Source organism: Arenibacter echinorum (assembly GCF_003259375.1).
Taxonomy (GTDB): domain Bacteria; phylum Bacteroidota; class Bacteroidia; order Flavobacteriales; family Flavobacteriaceae; genus Arenibacter; species Arenibacter echinorum.
In genome coordinates, this window is sequence record NZ_QLLN01000010.1 from 96,378 (window position 1) to 121,712 (window position 25,335).

Consider the following 25,335-nt stretch of genomic DNA (forward strand, 5'->3'; position numbering starts at 1 on the left):
AGAAAAATGGCAGATTTAAAAGATTTCGCAGAACAATTGGTTAACCTTACAGTTAAGGAAGTAAATGAGTTGGCTAATATATTAAAAGATGAATACGGTATAGAGCCTGCAGCTGCTGCAGTTGCTGTTGCTGCTGGTGGCGGTGCTGCCGAAGGTGGTGAGGCTGCTGAAGCTCAAACTGAATTCGACGTTATATTGAAAGCAGCTGGTGCTTCTAAATTAGCAGTAGTTAAATTGGTTAAGGAATTAACTGGTTTAGGATTGAAAGATGCTAAAGACATCGTTGATAGCGCACCAAAAGCCGTTAAGGAAGGTGTTTCTAAAGACGAAGCTGAAGGAATTAAAAAATCTTTGGAAGAAGCAGGAGCGGAAGTTGAGCTTAAATAATAGCAACGACAACCATTAATATTTTGGTTTAGGTCTTTCCGCTTTTTGTGGCTAGACCTAAGCCTTTTTATACATACCGTGTATAGTGGCATACACTACCCAATTATAGTATTCACGATCAAAATTTTGTCCATAGATGTTCACAAATCAGACTGAAAGAATAAGTTTCGCATCCGCTAAGAACACTCCGAATTATCCGGATTTCTTGGACATTCAGATTAAATCATTTCAAGATTTTTTCCAACTTGAAACTAAATCTGACGAAAGGGGCAATGAGGGGTTGTACAATACCTTCATGGAAAACTTTCCAATTACAGACACAAGGAACCAGTTCGTATTAGAATTTTTAGATTATTTCATTGATCCACCGAGATATTCCATTCAAGAATGTATAGAGCGTGGACTTACTTATAGTGTTCCATTAAAAGCAAGATTAAAATTATATTGTACGGATCCCGAGCATGAGGATTTCGAGACCATTGTACAAGACGTGTACTTAGGAACCATTCCTTACATGACCCCTAGCGGTACCTTTGTTATCAATGGCGCTGAACGTGTTGTTGTTTCCCAATTACACCGTTCTCCTGGGGTTTTCTTTGGTCAATCCTTCCATGCTAACGGAACTAAATTGTATTCTGCCAGGGTTATTCCTTTTAAAGGTTCCTGGATAGAATTTGCAACAGATATCAATGGTGTTATGTACGCCTATATTGATAGAAAGAAAAAATTACCGGTTACCACCTTGTTCAGAGCCATTGGTTTTGAAAGGGATAAGGATATTTTGGAGATATTCGACCTTTCGGAAGAGGTTAAAGTTTCCAATGCCGGCTTGAAAAAAGTATTGGGCCGTAAATTGGCGGCTAGAGTATTGAATACATGGCATGAGGATTTTGTGGATGAGGATACTGGCGAAGTGGTATCTATTGAGAGAAATGAGATTATCCTTGACCGTGATACTATTTTGGAAAAAGATCACATAAATGAGATATTGGAAGCCGATGTGAAGACTATTCTTTTGCACAAAGAGAATAATGCACAAAGCGATTATGCCATTATCCATAACACCCTTCAAAAGGATCCAACAAACTCTGAAAAAGAGGCAGTTGAACATATTTATCGTCAATTGCGTAATGCTGAACCGCCAGATGAGGAAACAGCACGTGGTATTATAGATAAATTGTTCTTCTCCGATCAACGTTATAACCTAGGTGAGGTAGGACGTTATAGAATGAACAAAAAATTGGGATTGGATATCGGAATGGACAAGCAGGTCTTGACCAAGGAAGATATCATTACCATTATAAAATATTTGATCGAGTTGATTAACTCAAAAGCTGAGATCGATGATATTGATCACCTTTCCAACCGTAGGGTAAGGACTGTAGGTGAACAATTGTCCCAGCAATTTGGTGTTGGTCTGGCACGTATGGCCAGAACAATTCGTGAGCGTATGAACGTACGTGATAATGAGGTGTTTACCCCGATCGATTTGATCAATGCCAAGACCTTGTCTTCGGTAATCAACTCTTTCTTTGGTACCAACCAGTTATCACAGTTTATGGATCAAACCAATCCATTGGCCGAGATTACGCACAAAAGAAGATTATCGGCATTAGGGCCGGGTGGACTTTCAAGGGAAAGAGCAGGGTTTGAGGTACGTGACGTTCACTATACGCACTACGGTAGACTTTGTCCTATTGAAACTCCTGAAGGACCAAACATTGGATTGATATCTTCACTTTCGGTATTTGCCAAGGTGAACCCAATGGGCTTCTTGGAAACACCATATCGCAAGGTGGATAACGGTACAGTAAACATTAATGACTTTACTTACTTAAGTGCAGAAGAGGAAGAAGGAATGAAAATTGCCCAGGCAAACATTCCTATGGATGAAAAAGGAACAATTACTGCAGAGAAGGTAATAGCAAGGGAAGAAGGAGATTTCCCAGTAGTGGATCCTACTGAAATCCAGTATACCGATGTTGCGCCTAACCAAATAGCGTCTATTTCGGCATCTTTGATTCCATTTTTGGAACATGATGATGCCAACAGGGCCTTGATGGGATCTAACATGATGCGTCAGGCAGTTCCATTGTTAAAGCCGGAATCACCTATCGTAGGTACAGGTTTGGAGCGTCAAGTTGCATCAGATTCGAGGGTGTTGATCAATGCAGAAGGTGATGGAGTTATAGAATATGTTGATTCCCAAAAAATCACTATTAAGTACGACCGTACCGAAGAACAAAGATTGGTAAGCTTCGAAGAGGATTCCAAAACTTATGAATTGGTCAAGTTTAGAAAAACTAACCAAGGAACAAGTATTAACCTTAAACCAATTGTTAAAAAGGGTTACAAGGTTAAAAAAGGACAAGTTCTTTGTGAAGGTTATGCAACAGAAAGTGGCGAATTGGCCTTGGGAAGAAACTTGGTAGTGGCATTTATGCCATGGAAAGGTTATAACTTTGAGGATGCGATCGTAATCTCTGAAAAAGTAGTACGTGAGGATATCTTTACGTCTATCCACGTTGATGAGTACGCTTTGGAGGTAAGGGATACCAAATTGGGAGCTGAAGAGTTGACCAATGATATTCCTAACGTTTCTGAAGAAGCTACCAAGGATTTGGATGAATACGGAATGATCCGTATTGGAGCGGAAGTTAAGCCTGGAGATATTTTAATAGGTAAGATTACTCCAAAAGGAGAGTCGGATCCCACACCGGAGGAAAAATTACTAAGAGCCATCTTTGGGGACAAAGCAGGTGATGTAAAAGATGCATCCTTAAAAGCATCACCTTCACTTAGGGGGGTTGTTATAGACAAGAAATTATTTTCTAGATCGGTTAAAGATAAGCGTAAGCGTTCAGAAGATAAGGAAGACCTTGCTAAATTGGAGTTGGAATACGAAGTGAAATTTGAACAATTGAAAGATGTATTGGTTGAGAAACTATTTACATTGGTCAATGGTAAAACTTCGCAAGGGGTATTGAACGACCTTGGTGAGGAAGTACTTCCAAAAGGGAAGAAGTATACCATGAAGATGTTGAACGCGGTTGATGATTTCGCCCATTTGGTTGGTGGAAGTTGGACTACGGACAAGGAAAGCAATACCATGGTAACGGATCTTTTGCATAACTATAAGATAAAATTGAACGACCTTCAAGGTAACCTTAGAAGGGACAAGTTCACCATTTCTGTAGGAGACGAATTGCCAGCTGGTATTATGAAATTGGCCAAAGTTTATATCGCCAAAAAGCGTAAACTTAAGGTTGGTGATAAAATGGCGGGTCGTCACGGAAATAAAGGTATCGTTTCCAGAATTGTTCGTCATGAGGATATGCCGTTCCTAGAGGACGGAACACCTGTGGACATCGTATTGAATCCGTTAGGGGTACCTTCGCGTATGAACATCGGGCAGATATATGAAACTGTTTTAGGATGGGCCGGTTTAAAATTAGGGAAGAAATATGCGACCCCAATTTTTGATGGTGCTACCTTAGATCAAATCAATGCCTATACCGATGAAGCTGGAATTCCAAGATTTGGACATACTTATCTATACGATGGTGGTACGGGTCAGCGTTTTGATCAACCAGCGACAGTTGGGGTTATCTATATGTTGAAACTAGGACATATGGTAGATGACAAGATGCATGCTCGTTCAATTGGGCCATACTCACTTATTACGCAGCAGCCATTGGGTGGTAAAGCACAATTTGGTGGACAGCGTTTTGGAGAGATGGAAGTTTGGGCGCTTGAAGCATATGGTGCCTCTGCAACACTTCGTGAAATATTGACCGTCAAATCGGATGACGTTATAGGTAGGGCCAAGACGTACGAGGCGATCGTAAAAGGAGAGACCATGCCAGAACCTGGTTTGCCAGAATCTTTCAACGTATTAATGCACGAACTTAAGGGATTAGGTTTGGATATTAGATTGGAAGAATAACAAGGATTGGTTTTGAACACTATTCCTAATAACAAGAATTAAATTAGTATCAGAATATAGTTATGGCTAGACTAAAAGATAATAATACCATTAAAAGGTTCGATAAAATTTCAATCGGTTTGGCATCTCCAGAAGCTATTTTGGCAGAGTCAAGAGGTGAGGTTTTAAAACCTGAAACTATTAACTATAGAACGCACAAGCCTGAGCGGGACGGTCTATTCTGTGAGCGTATTTTTGGTCCTGTAAAGGATTACGAATGTGCCTGTGGAAAATATAAAAGAATTCGTTATCGCGGTATTGTTTGTGATCGTTGTGGGGTAGAGGTAACAGAGAAAAAGGTACGTAGAGATAGGGTAGGACACATTAATTTGGTAGTTCCTGTTGCCCATATCTGGTATTTCCGTTCCCTGCCCAATAAGATTGGTTACCTATTAGGTTTGCCTTCCAAGAAATTGGATATGATTATTTACTACGAGCGTTATGTAGTAATTCAGCCAGGTATTGCCAAGGGACCTGACGGTGAGGAAATCCAAAAAATGGATTTCTTGAGCGAAGAGGAGTATTTGAATATATTGGAGTCCATTCCACAAGAGAATCAGTACTTGGAAGATTCTGACCCAAACAAGTTTATCGCTAAAATGGGTGCGGAATGTCTTATTGATCTTTTGGCGAGAATAGACTTGAGCCAATTGTCTTATGAATTAAGACATAAGGCCAATACCGAAACTTCCAAACAACGTAAGACTGAGGCCCTGAAAAGACTTCAAGTAGTTGAAGCCTTAAGGGAATCCCAGGAAAATAGGGAGAACAGACCGGATTGGATGATCATGAAGGTAATTCCTGTTATTCCACCGGAATTACGTCCTTTGGTGCCATTGGATGGGGGTCGTTTTGCAACTTCGGATTTGAACGATCTTTACAGAAGGGTTATTATAAGAAACAACCGTCTTAAGAGATTGGTAGAAATTAAGGCTCCAGAGGTAATTCTTAGAAATGAGAAGCGTATGCTTCAGGAGGCAGTAGATTCTTTATTTGATAACACACGTAAGGCATCTGCAGTTAAAACTGAATCCAATAGACCGTTGAAGTCACTTTCCGATTCATTGAAAGGTAAGCAAGGTCGATTCCGTCAAAACCTTTTAGGTAAACGTGTGGATTATTCCGCTCGTTCGGTAATCGTCGTTGGACCTGAAATGAGGTTGTTCGAATGTGGTTTGCCTAAAGATATGGCCGCCGAACTATACAAACCTTTTGTAATCCGTAAATTGATTGAAAGGGGTATTGTAAAAACGGTGAAATCTGCGAAGAAGATCATAGATAAAAAAGAACCTGTAGTTTGGGATATTCTTGAAAATGTTTTGAAAGGACATCCTGTAATGTTGAACCGTGCTCCTACATTGCACAGATTGGGTATTCAAGCCTTTCAGCCAAAACTTATTGAGGGCAAGGCTATACGTTTGCATCCATTGGTATGTACTGCTTTTAACGCGGATTTTGACGGTGATCAAATGGCAGTTCATTTACCATTGGGACCAGAAGCAATTTTAGAATGCCAATTGTTAATGTTGGCGTCACATAATATTTTGAACCCTGCAAATGGTTCGCCTATTACCGTACCATCACAGGATATGGTTTTGGGTCTATATTATATGACCAAAGAAAGAAAATCTACACCGGAGGTAGCAGTAAAAGGTGAAGGATTAACATTCTACTCTTATGAAGAGGTGGTTATCGCCTTTAATGAAGGGAGATTGGATCTTAACGCCGGAATTAAGGTACGTGCCAAAGATTTTAATGAGGCTGGTGAATTGGTTAATCAGATCATTCCAACAACAGTTGGTAGGGTGTTGTTTAACATGGTAGTCCCAGAACAGGCAGGATACATTAATGATGTATTGAATAAAAAATCGCTTAGGGATATTATTGGTAATATATTAAGTGTTACCGATGTTCCAACAACGGCCGATTTCTTGGATAAAATAAAAACTATGGGTTATGAATTCGCTTTTAAAGGTGGATTGTCCTTTAGTTTGGGAGATATTATTATTCCGCCAGAGAAGCATGAAATGATTGCTGATGCCAATACACAGGTAGATGGAATTATGGCCAACTATAACATGGGTCTTATAACCAATAACGAACGTTACAATCAGGTAATTGACGTTTGGACATCGACCAATGCTATGTTGACAGAATTGGCAATGAAGCGTATTCGTGAGGATCAGCAAGGATTTAACTCTGTATATATGATGTTGGATTCTGGTGCAAGGGGCTCCAAGGAGCAGATTCGCCAGTTAACCGGTATGCGTGGATTAATGGCTAAACCAAAGAAATCTACTGCTGGAGGTGGGGAAATTATTGAAAACCCCATTTTATCCAACTTTAAAGAGGGTCTATCCATTCTTGAATACTTTATATCTACTCACGGTGCACGTAAGGGTCTTGCGGATACGGCGTTAAAAACGGCGGATGCGGGTTATCTAACACGTCGTTTGGTGGATGTTTCACAAGATGTAATTATCAATATTGAGGATTGTGAAACACTAAGAGGGGTTCAAGTTGAGGCTCTTAAGAAAAATGAAGAGATTGTTGAAACTTTAGGGGAGCGTATCCTTGGAAGGGTTTCCTTACATGATGTTTATAATCCTATTTCTGAAGAATTGCTTTTAAGGGCAGGTCAAGAAATTATGGAAGCCGATGTTAAGAATATAGAGGCATCCCCAGTTGAAAAAGTAGAGGTGCGTTCGGCCTTGACATGTGAGGCTCAGAAAGGTATCTGTGGCAAATGTTATGGAAGAAACCTGTCTACCAATAAAATGGTACAGAGAGGTGAAGCTGTTGGTGTAGTAGCTGCACAGTCTATTGGTGAACCAGGAACTCAGTTAACATTGCGTACTTTCCACGTGGGAGGTATTGCAGGTAACATCTCCGAAGAAAATAAATTGGAGGCCAGATTTGGTGGAGTTGCTGAAATTGAAGATTTAAGGACAGTTACTAGTCAAGACGGAGAAGGTAAAAAATCTGAAATAGTAATTTCTAGGACATCAGAGATCAAGGTTGTAGATGCAAAATCTGGAATAACGCTAAGTACCAATAACATTCCTTACGGTTCACAATTGTTCATTAAGAATGGTGAAAAAATCGAGAAAGGCCAAGTTATTTGTTCTTGGGATCCTTACAACGGAGTTATTGTTTCAGAATTCCCTGGACAGATCGCATACGAGAATATAGAACAAGGTATCACTTATCAAGTAGAGATTGATGAACAAACAGGATTCCAAGAGAAAGTAATTTCGGAATCTAGGAACAAGAAATTGATTCCTACCCTATTGATCAAGAACAATAAGGATGAAGTGTTGCGTTCTTATAACCTTCCGGTTGGATCGCACATTATGGTAGATGATGGAGACAAGATCAATGAAGGTAAAATTTTGGTCAAGATACCGCGTAAATCAGCCAAGGCTGGGGATATTACTGGTGGTCTTCCAAGAGTTACCGAATTGTTCGAAGCTCGTAACCCATCTAACCCTGCTGTTGTTTCCGAGATTGATGGTGTTGTTTCCTTTGGTAAGATAAAGAGAGGTAACCGTGAGATAATTATCGAATCCAAATTGGGTGAGGTTAAGAAATACTTGGTGAAATTGTCGAATCAAATTCTTGTTCAAGAAAATGATTACGTACGTGCCGGGATGCCATTGTCCGATGGGTCGATCACTCCTGAGGATATCTTGGCAATCAAAGGACCTTCAGCTGTACAACAATACTTGGTGAACGAAGTTCAGGAAGTATATCGTTTGCAAGGGGTGAAGATCAATGATAAACACTTTGAGGTAGTAGTACGTCAAATGATGCGTAAAGTGCGTATAGAGGATCCGGGAGATACTATCTTCTTAGAAAATCAATTGGTTCACAAGGATGATTTCATCCAAGAGAACGATGAGATTTTTGGACAGAAAGTAGTAGAAGAAGCTGGTGATTCCGAAAACTTAAAACCGGGTCAGATTGTAAGTGCCCGTGAATTAAGGGATGAAAACTCAATTCTTAAACGTAATGATAAGAATTTGGTTACTGCAAGGGATGCTGTAGCAGCAACTGCTACACCTATCCTTCAAGGAATTACACGTGCTTCCTTACAGACGAAATCATTTATCTCGGCCGCTTCTTTCCAAGAAACGACCAAAGTACTTAACGAGGCTGCTGTAAGCGGTAAGATAGATACTCTGGAAGGATTGAAAGAAAACGTAATTGTTGGACATAAAATACCAGCAGGTACTGGAATGAGGGATTATGAAAATATCATTGTAGGTTCCAAAGAGGAGTACGATGAAATCATGGCCCGAAAAGAGGAATTGAAATTCTAAATAATTAGAACCTCGGTGTTATTCACCGAGGTTTTTTTTTGGACAATCAACAAATAAATTGTTCTTTGTTCACTTCCGTTTAGTTATATAGTAATAGATAATCATTTTTTGTAATGAGTGATAAAGATCAAAACCAAAAACAAATCAATATAGAATTGGATGAGAAAACAGCTGAGGGAATATATTCCAACTTAGCTATAATCAATCATTCTGTTTCAGAGTTTGTAGTAGATTTTATAAGTATGATGCCCGGGGCTCCCAAAGCAAAAGTTAAAAGTAGAATTGTACTAACCCCGCAACATGCCAAGAAATTCTTAAAGGCACTAGGTGATAATGTTAGTCGCTTTGAAAAGGCCCATGGAACCATAAAGGATTACGAGCAGCCCCCAATCCCATTGAATTTTGGACCTACGGGTGAAGCTTAAAAACTAAAAAACCTTCTGTATTTACAGAAGGTTTTTTAGTTTTATGGGAATCGAGTTTTTATTTAGTCGAATTCGGAAGTAAAATGAAGTTTTACATTGGGATATTTTTGCTGTGTCATTTGTAGTGAAAATTGGGAATCTGCAAGAAAAACTAGTTGTTTTCTCTTGTCCTTGGCCAAAAACTTCTGCTTTACGCGCTTAAATTCCTTGAACTCCTCGCTGTTCTTGTCTTTTGGATCTACCCAGCATGCTTTGTAAACCGGGAAATTTTCATAAGTACATTTTGCACCATATTCATGCTCTAAACGGTATTGTATTACTTCAAACTGTAGGGCGCCCACAGTCCCTATAACTTTTCTGTTGTTCATTTCCAGGGTGAACAACTGGGCAACCCCTTCATCCATCAATTGATCAATCCCCTTGTTAAGCTGTTTGGCTTTCATGGGATCGGCATTGTTAATATATCTAAAATGTTCCGGAGAAAAACTTGGTATGCCTTTGTAATGCAGTATTTCACCCTCTGTTAAGGTGTCTCCAATTTTGAAATTACCAGTATCATGCAATCCAACGATATCCCCTGGATAGGAAATATCCACAATTTCTTTTTTCTCGGCGAAAAATGCATTGGGACTGGAGAATTTTAAATTTTTGTTTTGACGTACGTGCAAATAGGGTTTGTTTCTTTCAAAGGTACCGGAAACTATTTTTATGAATGCTAGACGATCCCTATGCTTGGGGTCCATATTGGCGTGTATCTTAAATACAAAACCCGTTAATTCCTTTTCATTGGCTTGGACCAAGCGCTCTTCGGCCATTTTGGCCCTTGGCGAGGGAGCAATATCTATAAAGCAGTCCAACAGTTCCCGCACCCCAAAATTATTCAGGGCAGAACCAAAAAATACCGGCTGCTGTGTTCCCTTAAGATAGCTTTCCTTGTCAAATGGGGGGTATACTCCGTGCACCAATTCTAAATTGTCCCTAAGTTCCGTGGCTGCTTTTGTGCCGATGATTTTTTCAAGCTGTGGGTTGTTTATATCGTCGAAAGCAATAGTATCTTCAATATTCTTTTTACTGTCCCCGCTAAAAAGATTAATGTTTTTTTCGTAAATATTATAGATTCCCTTAAAATCATAACCCATGCCAATAGGGAAACTTAAAGGAGTTACGGAAAGGCCCAATTTTTGTTCTACTTCGTCCAATAAATCAAATGCATCCTTCCCTTCCCGGTCCAATTTGTTGATGAATACGATCATCGGGATGCTGCGCATTCTACAAACTTCTACCAATTTCTCAGTTTGCTCCTCCACACCTTTTGCAACATCAACAACAACAATTACGCTATCAACAGCAGTAAGTGTTCTAAAGGTATCTTCTGCAAAATCCTTGTGCCCTGGGGTATCCAGGATATTTATTTTTTTGTCTTTGTATAGAAAGGCAAGAACAGAGGTGGCTACCGAAATACCTCTCTGTTTTTCAATTTCCATAAAGTCACTGGTAGCAGTTTTCTTTATCTTATTGTTTTTCACGGCTCCCGCTTCCTGTATGGCGCCCCCGAAAAGCAGTAGTTTTTCTGTTAGTGTTGTTTTTCCCGCATCGGGATGTGATATGATACCGAAAGTCCTTCTTCTTTCAATTTGTTCCCTAAAACTCATTGATTATTTGATTTCGGCAAAAATAAGTCAAATTATTTTTTTTCAACCAGCATATGCCGGTAAATACTGTAAAGAAATATTAATTGGTGGATATTCCGGATTAGACGGGGGTATTATATTATTTCTTAGGTTCTGGCCGACTTATTAGGATTTTTCTTTTGAGGTTTGTTGGCGTTTGCCTTGGTTGTCTTATACTTTTTGTGGTTGGGGAATTGTTATTTGTTTTTTTAGGATAATCCAAAATTCAAGTAAACTTTTTTCCGGTTTTAAGGCAGGGTAATTTTAGTCATTATGGATGAAATATTAGTTTGTTATTGCTTTATAATAAGTCCTTTGTTTACTTTTTGTCTAGGAAAAGACCTACAATATAGTGCTGTTTTACGAACGATTTTTACGTGATTTACTGCATATGTTCAAGGTCGTTTTTGTGATTATTTAACACTTTGTCGAGTAATACGGTTATTGGCAGATTTTATATAATTTATAGCTCGAAAACCTTATGAGTATTGATTTTTTAGATATATCTTGCATGTAATATTGGAGTTGGCCCCAACTTCTTACATTTATTTTTTACCTATATGCCATGGTGATCAGTTGATATAAAACTATCATTTATGGAGAATATTACTTTTGTGAAACATAGGAGCACTCTAGCTCGTTATTTTTCACTTATCGCTGTTGTTTTTGTTTTTGGAAGTTCATCCTCCTATAGTAATACCTATGTGTATTATCATGGGGAAAAAATATTAAATGAAGTTAATGTTAACGGTAAATCAGATATAAAGGAGAATTCTTCAAATAGATTTTGGGATCTTTTTTCTATAGGCAATCTTGATTTATATAGAAGTGCTATAGATTATTCAGCAGTATTTACTTCAAGCTCTGCTGATCAGATTAGTGCTATTCCCTTAACGTTATTAGTTTCATCCTCGGCTACATCAATAGATTCTGATGGGGACGGAGTGACCAATGATAAAGAAAATGAGGACGGTACGGATCCGAACAATTCCTGCGATTTTGTTTTGGCACACCAGAATTGTGCGCCTACAACGGCTTGGAAGAATGCGGATTGTGATGGGGATGGAGTTACGAATATTAAAGAAAAGACCGATGGTACAGATCCTTTGGATTCCTGTGATTTTGTTTTAGGGCACCAAAACTGTAGCCCTTCAACTGCATGGAAGAATGCGGACTGTGACGGTGACGGGGTGACGAACACAAAAGAAAAGGCAGATGGTACAGATCCCTTGGATCCCTGCGATTTTATCTTGGCACATCAAAATTGTAGTCCTTCCAATGAATGGAAGACTGCAGACTGTGACGGAGATGGCGTTACGAATGAAAAGGAAAAAGAGGACGGTACAGATCCTTTGAATCCCTGTGATTTTATTTTGGCGCACCAAAACTGTAGCCCATCCACCGATTGGAAGAATGCGGACTGTGACGGCGATGGTGTTACCAATGAAAAGGAAAAGGAGGACGGTACTGATCCTTTGGACTCCTGCGATTTTATTTTGGCCCACCAAAACTGTTCTCCATCAACGGAATGGAAAAATGCCGATTGTGATGGTGATGGTGTAACTAACGAGGATGAGAAAACGGATGGCACGGATCCTTTGGATCCCTGTGATTATAATCCTGAACATATTACCTTGACCCAGAGCGGCGACTATTTGGAAGCTGATTGTGACGGGGATGGAGTGACCAACGAGGACGAGAAAGAAGACGGTACAGATCCGTTGGATTCCTGCGATTTCGTTTTGGCCCACCAGACCGTAGCTCCTTCCAGCACATGGAACGATGAGGATTGCGATGGGGACGGGGTGACCAATGAAGATGAGAAAACCGATGGTACAGATCCATTGGACCCCTGCGATTATAACCCTGAACATATAACTTTGCCCCAGAGTGGCGACTATTTAACTGTTGATTGTGACGGGGATGGAGTGACCAATGAGGACGAGAAAGAAGACGGTACAGATCCGTTGGATTCCTGCGATTTTGTATTGGCCCACCAGACTGTAGCTCCTTCCAACACTTGGAACGACGAGGACTGTGACGGGGATGGGGTAACCAATGAGGACGAGAAAACAGACGGGACCGATCCACTGGATCCATGCGATTATAATCCAGAAAGCGTTACGTTAACCCCTACAGTTGAATGGGAGGTTCTAGATTGTGACAATGACGGAAATCCAAATGGAACTGATCCGGATCCTCTTGTGGCAACGGCGAGGGATGACTCCGGTTCTACCCCTGCACTGACAGAAGTGGCGATCAATATTTTGGAGAATGATGATTACTTGCCTAATAATGACCCTAACAATTTGGGTATTACGGCTTTATCCATGATTGGAGGCAGCGCTTTAGGGACTGTTTCTTTTAATGAGGAAACTGGCTTCATGAGCTACACTCCTGTCGAATCCGAATCCAACACAACCGTTACTTTAATTTATCAGGTATGTAACGTTATTCCTGATCCCAGTGTTTGTGCATCGGCCACGGTAACTATTGAGGTAGGTCCTGATATGGACAACACAATCGATGCGGTGGACGACAGTTATAGCGTGGATACCGATGTAAATGGAGTAATACCAGACAGCAACGTGCTGGGCAACGACACCATAAACGGCGAGGTAGTGGCCGCCACGGACGTAGTGCTTACCTCTACGCCAACGGATGCACTTACCATAAACGAGGATGGCAGTGTTAGTGTGGCCCCCGGTACTGCCGATGGCACCTATACTATTGAATATACTATATGTGAAGTGGCCAATACGGACAATTGCGATACGGGTACTGTCACTGTTCAGGTAGGTCCTGATATGGATAACACAATCGATGCTGTAGACGACAGTTATAGCGTGGATACCGATGTAAATGGGGTAGTACCAGACAGCAACGTGCTCGGCAACGACACCATAAACGGGGAGGTGGTAGCCGCCGCGGACGTAGTGCTTACTTCTACGCCAACGGACGAACTTACCATAAACGAGGATGGCAGTGTTAGCGTGGCCCCCGGCACTGCCGATGGCATCTATACTATTGAATATACTATATGTGAAGTGGCGAATACGGACAATTGCGATACGGGTACTGTCACTGTTCAGGTAGGTCCTGATATGGATAACACAATCGATGCGGTGGACGACAGTTATAGCGTGGATACCGATGTAAGTGGAGTAATACCAGACAGCAACGTGCTCGGCAACGACACCATAAACGGGGAGGTGGTAGCCGCTGCGGACGTAGTGCTTACCTCTACGCCAACGGACGAACTTACTATAAACGAGGATGGCAGTGTAAGTGTGGCTCCCGGTACTGCCGATGGCACCTACACTATTGAATATACTATCTGTGAAGTGGCCAATACGGAAAATTGTGATACAGCTACGGTAACCGTTCAGGTAGGCCCTGATATGGACAATGTGATCGATGCGGTAGATGACACTTATGGCGTGGAAACTGGAGTTAGTGGTGTTATACCCGATAGCAACGTGCTGGGCAATGACACCATAAACGGGGAGGTGGTAGCCGCTGCGGACGTAGTGCTTACCTCTACGGCAACGGACGAACTTACCATAAACGAGGATGGTAGTGTTAGCGTGGCCCCCGGTACTGCCGATGGCACTTACACTATAGCATATACAATCTGTGAAGTTTCCAATACGGACAATTGTGATACAGCTACGGTAACCGTTCAGGTAGGTCCTGATATGGACAATGTGATCGATGCGGTGGATGACACTTATGGCGTGGAAACCGGAGTTAGTGGTGTTATACCCGATAGCAATGTGCTGGGGAACGATACCATCAACGGCGAGGTGGTAGCCGCTGAGGAGGTAGTGCTTACCTCTACGGCAACGGACGAACTTACCATAAACGAGGATGGCAGCGTTAGCATTGCCCCTGGTACTGCCGATGGCATCTACACCATAGAATATACCATATGTGAAGTGGCCAATACGGACAATTGCGATACTGGGACGGTAACCGTTCAGGTAGGTCCTGATATGGACAATGTAATTATTGCGGTGGACGATGCCTATATAACAGATACGGATAACACTGGACTGATCCTGGACAGCAACGTGCTGGACAACGATACCCTTAATGGCGATCCGGTAGCTGCTACAGATGTGGTGCTTACTTCTACGCCAACGGCTGTTCTTACGATCAATGAGGATGGAAGTGTAAGTGTGGCCCCGGGTACTGCCGATGGCACTTACACAATAGAGTATATGATCTGTGAGGCTGCCAATGCTGAAAACTGTGATACTGGCACGGTAACGGTGACTGTAGAAGAAGGGGATGAGGATGAAAAAATTGAAGTAAATCAACTCGTGACCCCTAATTCGGATGGTAAAAACGACTTCCTATTTATTAGAGGGGTTAGAAACGCCAATAACAATACCTTGAAAATCTTCAATAGATGGGGTGTTTCTGTTTATGAGGGAAAAGGGTATAATAATCAAAATAATGTATTTGACGGTAGATCCAAGGCAAGATCTACTGTGACTGGAAACAATTATTTGCCCGCAGGAGTTTATTATTATATTTTTCAATATGAAAATAAACAGCAGAATATTACAGATAGTGGTTATATTTATGTGAGTAAATAAAATATTTTATAGTAGATGATATATAAAAAGAGTCTCCTCGTTACCGTTTTAATGTTGTTTTCCCTTTTTGCAGGTCTTTACGCCCAGCAAGATGCACAGTATACCCAGTATATGTACAATACCATGAGTGTAAACCCGGCGTATGCGGGTTCTAGGGGGCAATTAAGTGCAGCGGCGCTTTACCGGTCCCAGTGGGTTGGCCTGGAAGGAGCACCAAAAACACAGACTTTAAACCTGCATTCGCCAATAAGGAATAGCAGATTGGGTTACGGTATTTCCGTAATCAATGATAATATTGGGGATGGTGTGGTTCAGGAAACCCAGTTCGATGCCGTATTGTCATATACCGTTGATGTTTCTTTGGATGCCAAATTATCCTTTGGATTGAAAGTAGGGGGGAATATGTTGAGTCTGGATTTTAATGGATTGAACAATTTTGATTCTGAAAATATTCAAGGCGAGAACATCGACAATAAGTTTTCCCCTAATTTTGGAGTAGGTGTGTATTATCATACAGATAAGTTTTATGCCGGACTTTCCGCCCCAAATATGGTGGAAACCGAATATTTTGATAATTCCCAACGAGATGCCAATTCAGTGCAGTTCCTTTCCAAGGAAAGAATGAATTTTTATTTAATTACTGGTTACGTCTTTGATCTTAATAATAATTTTAAGTTCAAACCTGCCGTTTTGACCAAAGTAGTGGGCGGGGCACCCTTGCAAATAGATTTATCCGCCAGTTTCTTGTTCAATGACAAGTTTAGTTTTGGTGCAGCCTATAGATGGGATGCGGCATTGAGTGGTCTTCTCGGCTTTCAGCTGAGCGATCAGTTTATGATTGGTCTGGCTTATGATAGGGAAACTACCGAGTTGGGAGGCACCCAATTTAATGACGGGTCCTTTGAAGTGTTTTTAAGATTTGAACTGGTTAAATCGTTCCGAAGAATGGTATCTCCGCGTTTCTTTTAAAAAAAATAAAATGATAAAAAGAATTTTTTTGCTGACAGTATTATTTTCTGTCCTTGGTAACGTTCTCATTGCCCAGGATAGATTGATAAATAAGGCAGATGAAAAATATAGTGACTATTCCTTTAGTCCGGCCATTGATATCTATAAACGTGTATTGGACAAGGGATATACGTCAGCGGATTTGTTAATGAAACTAGGAAATTCTTATTATTTTAATGCGGAATACAAAGAGGCATCAGAAATTTACAAAAGACTCCTAAGTGAATACAAAGAGGGAATTGGACCGGAGTATTATTTTAGATATGCCCAGACGTTGAGATCATTGGGGGAATATGATTTGTCCAAGGATGTAATGGCAGAGTTTTCCCAAATAACTTCAGCAGATGTTAGGGCCAACCTTTATATGGCCGAAAGGGACTACTTGGCAGAAATTGAGAAAAATTCAGGGAGATATGAAATAGGCAAATTTGCCTTCAATTCCAGGTATTCGGATTTTGCCCCTTCCTTTTATGGGCAAGGGCTGATATTCTCCTCAGATAGGGATACCGGTAATTTGGCTCGATATAGACATACTTGGAATTCCAAAGATTTCTTGGATCTGTACAAGGTAAATGCAGATAGTGTCTCTGAAAACAAGGTGGTTAAATTTGGTGACAATATAAATACCAGATATCACGAATCTACTTCGGTTTTTACAAAGGATGGTAACACCCTTTATTTTACGAGAAATAATCTATTTGATGGCAAAACAGTAAAAGATGAGAAGGGAGTTGTACGCCTAAAGATCTTCAAAGCAGTTAAAGAAAACGGAATATGGACCCAGATTGAGGAGCTTCCATTTAATAGTGAATCCTATTCCATAGCACACCCTACCCTTAGTCCAGACGAAAAAATATTATATTTTGCCTCCGATATGCCAGGTACCTATGGGGAGTCGGATATTTTTAAAGTCGCCATTAATAGTGATGGTACTTATGGGACTCCAGTAAATTTGGGAAATATTATCAATACTGAAGCTAGGGAAACCTTCCCTTATGTTACCAGTGAAAATGTACTATATTTTTCTTCCGATGGTCATCCCGGATTGGGTGGCTTGGACATATTTGCTACGAAAATTTCCAACAGTCAGTATATAGGGACCGTATTAAATGTAGGAAAGCCCGTAAACAGTGAGTTGGATGATTTTACCTTCATTATAAATGAAGAAACCAGAAACGGCTATTTTGCTTCGAACCGGGAGAATGGAGTGGGTGAGGACGATATCTATAGTTTTGTAGAGACTAAAAAATTGGAATTCGATTGTATAAAACCAATTACGGGTACCGTAAGGGATAAAATATCCAATGAAGTCTTGGTTGGGGCAACGGTAAAGGTTATAGATGAAAACAATGAGGAATTGGCATCGGCAATTACGGATTCAAATGGTAACTATAGTATTACCATAGACTGTAATAAAGGTAACTTTGTCAGGGCTACCATGCAAGGATATGTACCTTCCGAAGAGTACCTGAATATATCCGATAGCAAGCCATTGATCGTAGATTTCTATTTGGAAAGAGATACCGTAACAGCGGGCTATGGGGACGATTTGGCCAAATTATTGCAGCTAAGTACCATTTATTTTGATTTTGATAGATATAATGTTAGGCCGGACGCTGAAATTGAAATTCAAAAGGTAATTGCAGCCATGGAAAAGTATCCTAGTTTAAAACTCAAGGTTACTTCCCATACGGATAGTCAAGGGGTTGATGCCTATAATCTTTGGTTATCACAAAAAAGAGCTGAATCTACCGTAGCGTATATGGTTTCAAAAGGAATTGCTAAGGAACGTTTGCAGGGTGAAGGCTTTGGAGAGACCCGTTTAGTGAATAGGTGTGTCAATGGTGTAAGATGCTCTAAAGCTGAACATCAACTGAACAGAAGGTCCGAATTCCTGATTTTGGAATAGATTTTCTCTCAAAATAAAATAAAAAGCAGCTGTTTTCACAGCTGCTTTTTTATGCACAATTGTCAAGGTTTAATACATGGTAATAGTATTATAAGTCCTTTGACTTTATTGATGTTTGCTGATCCTTTGGTCCGCAAATCCTCTTAAGGGACCTCCTTACCACAGTATTTTGGTACTTCACAACATATTGTTCCGTGCACTTTTATTTTTTAATATTTTCACCACTTGATTCTGGAATCCATGGTTTCGGTAATGTTAAATAAAGGCTTGGCTGCATTATTTATATAAATATTTGCCAGTCGTAATTGGGAATAATAGATGTCTTTTGGATCCAAATTTTTGAGTCAGAAATTAAAACAAACTGTTTTAATAGTTTTGTTTGTAGTTTTTAGTATCCCTGTATTTGCTCAGGTTACTGGAGATTATAGGTCGAAGGCTACAGGAAATTGGGGTAGTGCAAGCACATGGCAAATTTATAATGGTATTGCATGGGTAAATGCCACATCATATCCAGGTCAAAATAGTAATGTGGGTACGGTAACCATAGGTAGTGGTAATACTGTAACGCTAAATGTAAACATAACTTCCTATACCATAGACAAGCTTATTATTGGAAACGAATCCGGTGCTGATGACACCCTTTCGCTACCAAATAATGGAGATTTTTATGTCAACATAATGTTAATAGCCGTACAAAGTGATGGTGTTTTAACTTGGGTCCAAAATGCCGACCTTCATTTGCCCTCAGAAGCAATAATTTATAACAATGGAGGGCATATTGATACAGACAAAAATTGTAATAATTCCCAAAGAATTTACTTAGGAACAAGGGAGTTTTCTTCTTGTAAAGGAAACGGTAATTATGAATATTCTTTCGACGAAATAGAATCGGCACTTCCTCCTCCAACCAGTAATGGGGATATTACCGAATGTGCCCAAAATCCAATACAGACCCTCACTGCTTCCGCTACCCCACCATCCGGGGCCCATGTGGTATGGTATACGGCTACAAGTGGTGGTTCTCCAGTTTCTCCTACCTTAAACTCGGTGGGTAATGTAACCTTTTACGGAGAAAGTGTGGATAATTCAGATTCAAGTCGTAGAAGTTTATTTAGAACTGCTGTAAAACTAACCATTCTTCCAAGACCTACGATATCCGTTTCTAGTCCTCCAACATGTGTATTTAGGCTATTTTCACCTACTACCTACCAATTGGAAGTAACCGTTAGTACGGGAACAGTAACAAGCACGGCTGGGACCGTTACAAATACATCGGGTAATGTATGGGCCATAACCAATGTTCCTTCCGGAACCAACATTGTGGTAACGGTGACTGGGGCCAATGGTTGTACAAATCAATTACCTGTTACTGCCCCCAATTGCGCCTGCCCAGTAGTGAATTCACCTAGCAGTGGTGGCAACAAATCCTATTGCCTAGGAGATGCAGTACCAAGCATAACCGCATCGGTAGGTTTTGGGGAGACGGTGGACTGGTACGATTCGCCCAGTGGAGGTACTTTATTACTATTGGGCAATACAACTTATACTCCCAGCGGTCCAGGGACTTTTTACGCGGAAGCACGGAATACCACAACCAATTGCCGCAGTGGCGCCAGAACGGCAATCGTTGTTACGCAAGATACCCCACCTACGGCTACCATTGGACCGGATCAATCAATTTTTACAGGTGGCAATGCCATTTTTACCGTAACCGCAACTAATGCAGATACCTTTCAATGGCAGGTAAGTACAGATGGGGGAACTGTCTTCAACAACATTTCAAACGGTGCGGAGTATGCCGGAACGCAATCTACAGCCTTGACTGTTAAGACTGCTGGAGCCGATAAAAATGGATATAGGTATCGTGTTTTGGCCTCAAAATCGGGATCAAGTTGTCCCTCTACTACGTCATCCTCGGCCTTGCTCACGGTTAAGGTAAGAACGGTTATTACCAACAGGAAAATAACCTATAGGGTTGATATGTAATCGTTTTACTAGGACCTTTATTCAAAACCATTGCCATTTTAATTGCCTTTCTAAATTGAATGTTACAGAACCTTGATTGTAGGGGGGTATCGTCCAAATACACTGAAAGATTAGTCAATTTCCAGATATCCATTTAGCGAAAATAGCAGAAAATACGGTATTCACTGTCGTTTAAGTACTTTACACAACATAATTTAGGTATCCGGCTTCTTCCGATATATTTTTAAGCTCAATTCTACTTGTTTTACTAAGGTTGAAAAACTTGAAACGCTAAAAAGTAGGATAAAAAAACCAATATTATCAGAGTTAAAGACCAACATAAAGCCAGGCCAAAAGCATTTAGGCGTATAATAGCGTACTTTAATGCGGTGACCCTTATTCTAAGAATGTTTTTACATGTGGTTGCCAATACTGTGAAACAAATTATAGGACCATATACTTCTTTATCGTCCAGGGGTATTTCAACTTTCTGTTTATTATTATTTCTGTTTTTATCCGTATCCAACAGTTTTGGACAAACAACGATAACCTCCCAGGTTTCCAACGATAATGACGATGCCGAGGAACGGGTTTCCGATGGGGATATGGACAGAGGAAGTTCGGATTTGGAATTGACAAGTGATGGAAATACCAATCAGCTCGTAGGGATACGATTCCGAAATATCAATGTTCCACAGGGTGTTACCATAATTAGTGCAAATATTCAGTTTACTACTGATGAAACGGATTCTGAAGCAACATCCCTTGTTATCAGGGGACAAGATGCCAATAATCCGGGGAATTTTGGAACTGGGGACTACAATATATCCAACAGAACGCTCACTACTGCATCTGTGGCATGGAACAATATACCAGCCTGGAATTCTGTAGGGCAGGCTGGACCAAATCAACAGACACCTAATTTGAGTTCTATTGTACAGGAAATTGTAGATCGGGGCGGATGGAGTAGTGGTAATTCCATGGTTTTTGTAATTACAGGAACGGGTCAGCGTACCGCAGAGTCCCATGATGGTAGTTCTTCAAGGGCACCGGTTTTGACCATAGTGTATTCTATAGCTCCTGCAATAACCATAGACGATATTACCGTCAACGAAGGAGACGGAACGGCTACATTTACAGCAACCCATTCTGGGGCAAATGCTGCAGGAGCATTTACGGTGAATTATGCAACTTCCGATGGTTCTGCCTTAGCAGGTTCGGATTATACCACTTCAACAGGAACACTTTCCTTTAATGGTACTTCTGGTGATACAGAGTCTTTTACGGTACCCATAACGGATGACACTACCTTTGAAAACATTGAGGCCTTTACCATACAGTTTACATCTACTTCAAATGGAACTGTAGATATTTCAGATACTGCCGAAGGGACAATTGTTGATGACGATGCCATAATAATGACCAACGGAACAACGGAAAATACTTGTAGTGATACCTTTTTGGACCCGGGAGGTGTAGGTAATTATAATAGTAACCAAAATATAGTGTACACCATTTGTCCTGACACTGCCAATAATTACATTAGTCTGGATTTTATTGGTTTCGATGTGCCCAGCGGAGATGTATTATATATATATGACGGAACTACTACTGGTGGGACGTTAATAGGGCAATACGATAACAATAATATTCCGGATCTTATAGAATCTACACATAGTTCTGGTTGTTTAACCTTTAGGTTTACCTCTAATGGATGGAATAACGGAGAAGGTTGGCAAGCTTCAGTAAATTGTTATCCAGAAGGACCTAAAATAGTCATAAACGACATTTCTTTTGATGAGGATGTCGGGAATGCAGTTTTTACGGTGACCCAAACACGGGCACGACATGGGTATAGTTGGTTATTTGGGTTTATACATGTGCCTTTTACTGTTAATTTTGAAACGGTTGATGGCAGCGCCTTAGCTGGCAGTGATTATACGGCCACCTCTGGGACACTGACCTTTAACGGTCAGTTAGGAAATGTCCAGACCATTTCGGTTCCTATTGCCAACGATGGGGTTCCGGAGAATGCAGAAGATTTTACGATCAGATTTACAGGGGCTACAGCCTCGTATGGTACTATAAATTACTCGGATACAGGAACTGGAACTATCAATACCCAGATTTTGGCCAATGATCCCTTGACCCTTTTTCAGGAGTTTGATGGTTATTTTGACTATTCCGCCACAGGGGGTACATTGAGAACTCAGAATAACGGGGGAAATGCCTGTGCCATAACAACCTCTTCTTCCAATACCCTGGTTTCACCTATTCCGGCCACGGCCACTGTGGAAAGGGCTTATTTATATTGGGCACATTCCAGCGGTGTTCGTGATCAGGATGTTACCTTCGAGGGTCAGAATGTTTCAGCCAATTATTTGTACCAGACCACACTTTCAAGTAATAGAAATTTTTATGGTTATGTAAGTGATGTTACGGATATAGTAAAAGGGGTCGCGAACCCCTCTACAAACGTTTTTGATTTTTCCGATTTAACGATAGACAATTCAAATACATATTGTTCCTCAGCTACCGTACTGGGCGGGTGGACTCTTTTTGTATTCTATGAAGATCCCTCATTGCCCGCAGTAAACATTAACTTGTACCAAGGCTTTGATGGCCTAAGCAATTCGGGAACTTCCTTTACTTTGGATTCATTCTTTGCCATTGCCGGTTCTGGCGCCAAAGCCTCGTTTTTATCATGGGAGGGAGATTCAACATTGGATGGCAATAGCTCTGGTTCCAGTAACCCGGAAGAACTTTCCATAACCAACCAATCCGGTACAACTTATGTGCTTACAGGGGATGGAGGCCAAACAGGGAACAATGCCTATAATTCCACCATATACGATAATACCGTAAGTCCGGTATATAATACAGCAAATTCGTATGGTGTAGATTTGGATACCTATGATATATCAACATATATACAACCATCGGATACTCAGGTTACCGCTAATGTAGATGTAGGTCAGGATTTTGTAATTTCGGCCGCAGTGGTCATTAAGGTTCCCTCCAATTTAATTGGAGGTAGGGTTTTTGAGGATGTGAATTATCCTGGAGGGCCTGGTCGGGACCGAATTTCTTCTGGGGGATTGGGAGTTTCAGGAGCCATTGTGGAGCTTTTCGATGCCGCAGGCAACTTTGTACAAAGAAAAACCACCGACATTAATGGTTATTATTCCTTTGGAGGAATGGCCGATGGGGATTATTTGGTTAAAGCAGTAAATTCAACGGTTCGCTCCAATAGGGGTGGCCTCAACTGTTCTAGCTGTTATCCAGTACAAACCTTTAGGAAATATCGTGGCCCTTCCTCATTAATCGACGTGACGGATGAGGTTGGAGGCGCAAATCCGGCTGCACAGCAGGATGTTGCTTTGGGGGTCATAAACAATGCCCAGAGCGTATCAACGGTCTCTGTTTCAGGAGATGGTGTTGTAGGCATCGATTTTGGTTTCAATTTTAATACCATAGTAAACACCAATGAATTCGGACAAGGTTCCTTGGAACAATTTATAGTCAATTCCAATAACTTAAATGAAACAGGTTTGGATATTGAGGCCAATTCTATATTTGACCCGGCAGCTGGGGAAGACACCTCAATATTTATGATACCTCCAACATCAGATGCATTGGGTAGAACCGCCGATGCCAATTTTGCCAGCGGGTATTTTGATATTAATATAACTGATGCCTACCAGTTATCAATAATAACGGGTACCAACACCATTATTGATGGCAGGACTCAGACCGCATATTCGGGAGATAGTAACTCGGGAACCATAGGGGACGGGGGCACAACTGTAGGTATTTCTGCCACAGCATTGCCGAATTATGAACTGCCTGAAATTCAGGTTCGTGGTGACTCCAAGGAACTTTTTAGATTGGAAGGAAATAGTGCTACCCTGCGTAATTTGGCTATATACACGGATGATAAATCGGCAATTCAAGTAAATTCCGGCACCGCTTTTCTTTATGAGAATGTACTCGGGGTAAATGCCTTGGGAGCAAAATCCGGTAACTTGGAATATGCAGTGGAAACCAAGGATGGGGCAACAACTATTGCTAGAAATTATTTAAGTGGTTCGGATGTGGCCGCAGTTCATTTGGATGGGGGAACGTCTACTGTCATGGAATACAACCATTTTTATAGTAATGGGGCAAACGAGACCTGTTCCGATAATATTTTAATTGAGGGAGGTAGCGGGATTACAATTCGTTACAATTTGATCAACGAAGCTGCAGGAATAGGGATTGAAGGAGATGACTATGCTGCAGGATTGATGATCACTGAAAATACCATTACCAATAATGGTGTAAATAATAATACCTGCGGTGGGGGAGTATTCGATGATTCCGGTATTCGTTTAAAGGCAGCAGATGCTACTGTTTATAGGAATGTAATTCACGGCAATCAGGGTGAAGGAATCGTGGTGGCCGAAGATGTTTCAGGAATCTTGATTTCCCAAAATTCCATGTATAACAACGGACAGCGAGCTCCGTCTTTAGGTATTGATTTGGATGCTTCCAAAAAGAATGGTGATGGTGTAACCCTAAACGATTCCGGCGATGGGGATAATGGCCCAAATAACTTGTTGAATTTTCCCATTATTGAAGCAGCCTATGCAACCGGCACCAATTTAATAGTTGAAGGTTGGGCAAGGCCTGGGGCAATTATAGAATTGTTTTTGACAGATATAAACGAAGGAAGTGCCACTGCAGGTGACAACCAGTTGGGAATGACGACAGATTACGGAGAGGGTCAGATATATTTGGCAACGGTTGTAGAAGGTAGTGGTTCGGATACCCGATCCGGTACATCTTCATATATAGATTTGGACGGTAATACCGACAACACCAATAGGTTTAAGTTTAAAATTCCACTGCTTCCTGGAGTGATGAAGGGGGATTTTTTAACTGCCACCGCTACTATTTCAAATTCAACCTCGGAATTTTCACCACAGAGTATTATAAAAGGATATACTGTAATTACCAATAGACGAATTACTTACAGGGTTAAAAAGAATTGAGGGTTGTCAAGATGGGCAATAGTACAT

The 25,335-nt window shown here is 40.9% G+C and carries 10 protein-coding genes; 9 read left to right on the top strand and 1 reads right to left on the bottom strand.

Features of this window, described 5'->3' with window-relative positions; genetic code table 11:
• Positions 1-6 precede the first annotated feature (6 nt).
• From rplL to LV92_RS20455, 4 genes are all read left to right on the top strand, one after another.
• Positions 7-387, top strand: a complete 381-nt coding sequence (gene rplL / locus LV92_RS20440; RefSeq protein ID WP_111625450.1) for a 50S ribosomal protein L7/L12 — start codon at positions 7-9, stop codon at positions 385-387.
• A 136-nt stretch (positions 388-523) separates the two neighbouring features.
• Positions 524-4,333, top strand: a complete 3,810-nt coding sequence (gene rpoB / locus LV92_RS20445) for a DNA-directed RNA polymerase subunit beta (RefSeq protein ID WP_111625451.1) — start codon at positions 524-526, stop codon at positions 4,331-4,333.
• A 62-nt stretch (positions 4,334-4,395) separates the two neighbouring features.
• On the top strand, positions 4,396-8,694 hold the full coding sequence (rpoC, locus tag LV92_RS20450) for a DNA-directed RNA polymerase subunit beta' (RefSeq protein WP_111625452.1): 4,299 nt from the start codon (positions 4,396-4,398) through the stop codon (positions 8,692-8,694).
• A gap of 113 nt (positions 8,695-8,807) precedes the next feature.
• Positions 8,808-9,119 carry a DUF3467 domain-containing protein gene (locus LV92_RS20455; protein ID WP_072863284.1) on the top strand — a complete coding sequence of 104 codons (312 nt, stop codon included), beginning with the start codon at positions 8,808-8,810 and terminating at the stop codon, positions 9,117-9,119.
• A 62-nt stretch (positions 9,120-9,181) separates the two neighbouring features.
• Here LV92_RS20455 and LV92_RS20460 read toward each other — a convergent pair whose 3' ends face one another.
• Positions 9,182-10,771 carry a peptide chain release factor 3 gene (locus tag LV92_RS20460; protein ID WP_111625453.1) on the bottom strand — a complete coding sequence of 530 codons (1,590 nt, stop codon included), beginning with the start codon at positions 10,769-10,771 and terminating at the stop codon, positions 9,182-9,184.
• Positions 10,772-11,385: 614 nt separating this feature from the next.
• Between LV92_RS20460 and LV92_RS20465 the strand changes: the two genes are divergently transcribed.
• The 5 genes from LV92_RS20465 (at position 11,386) to LV92_RS20485 (ending at position 25,308) form a co-directional block, all read left to right on the top strand.
• On the top strand, positions 11,386-15,393 hold the full coding sequence (locus LV92_RS20465; RefSeq protein WP_111625454.1) for a T9SS type B sorting domain-containing protein: 4,008 nt from the start codon (positions 11,386-11,388) through the stop codon (positions 15,391-15,393).
• Between the two features lie 15 nt (positions 15,394-15,408).
• The gene (locus LV92_RS20470; RefSeq protein WP_111625455.1) at positions 15,409-16,362 is read left to right on the top strand and encodes a PorP/SprF family type IX secretion system membrane protein; all 954 of its coding nucleotides are present in this window, start codon (positions 15,409-15,411) and stop codon (positions 16,360-16,362) included.
• 10 nt (positions 16,363-16,372) lie between these two features.
• Positions 16,373-18,310 carry an OmpA family protein gene (locus LV92_RS20475; RefSeq protein WP_111625456.1) on the top strand — a complete coding sequence of 646 codons (1,938 nt, stop codon included), beginning with the start codon at positions 16,373-16,375 and terminating at the stop codon, positions 18,308-18,310.
• A 339-nt stretch (positions 18,311-18,649) separates the two neighbouring features.
• A complete protein-coding gene (locus tag LV92_RS20480; protein ID WP_146613563.1) occupies positions 18,650-20,296 on the top strand; it encodes an immunoglobulin domain-containing protein in 1,647 nt (548 codons plus the stop codon).
• A gap of 413 nt (positions 20,297-20,709) precedes the next feature.
• Positions 20,710-25,308, top strand: a complete 4,599-nt coding sequence (locus LV92_RS20485; RefSeq protein WP_245946446.1) for a Calx-beta domain-containing protein — start codon at positions 20,710-20,712, stop codon at positions 25,306-25,308.
• Positions 25,309-25,335 lie beyond the last annotated feature (27 nt).

Excerpts from the sequence above, each read along its gene's own strand:
- rplL (WP_111625450.1), top strand. The coding sequence starts at position 7 with ATGGCAGATTTAAAAGATTTCGCAGAACAATTGGTTAACCTTACAGTT.
- rpoB (WP_111625451.1), top strand. The coding sequence starts at position 524 with ATGTTCACAAATCAGACTGAAAGAATAAGTTTCGCATCCGCTAAGAAC.
- rpoC (WP_111625452.1), top strand. The coding sequence starts at position 4,396 with ATGGCTAGACTAAAAGATAATAATACCATTAAAAGGTTCGATAAAATT.
- LV92_RS20455 (WP_072863284.1), top strand. The coding sequence starts at position 8,808 with ATGAGTGATAAAGATCAAAACCAAAAACAAATCAATATAGAATTGGAT.
- LV92_RS20460 (WP_111625453.1), bottom strand. The coding sequence starts at position 10,771 with ATGAGTTTTAGGGAACAAATTGAAAGAAGAAGGACTTTCGGTATCATA.
- LV92_RS20465 (WP_111625454.1), top strand. The coding sequence starts at position 11,386 with ATGGAGAATATTACTTTTGTGAAACATAGGAGCACTCTAGCTCGTTAT.
- LV92_RS20470 (WP_111625455.1), top strand. The coding sequence starts at position 15,409 with ATGATATATAAAAAGAGTCTCCTCGTTACCGTTTTAATGTTGTTTTCC.
- LV92_RS20475 (WP_111625456.1), top strand. The coding sequence starts at position 16,373 with ATGATAAAAAGAATTTTTTTGCTGACAGTATTATTTTCTGTCCTTGGT.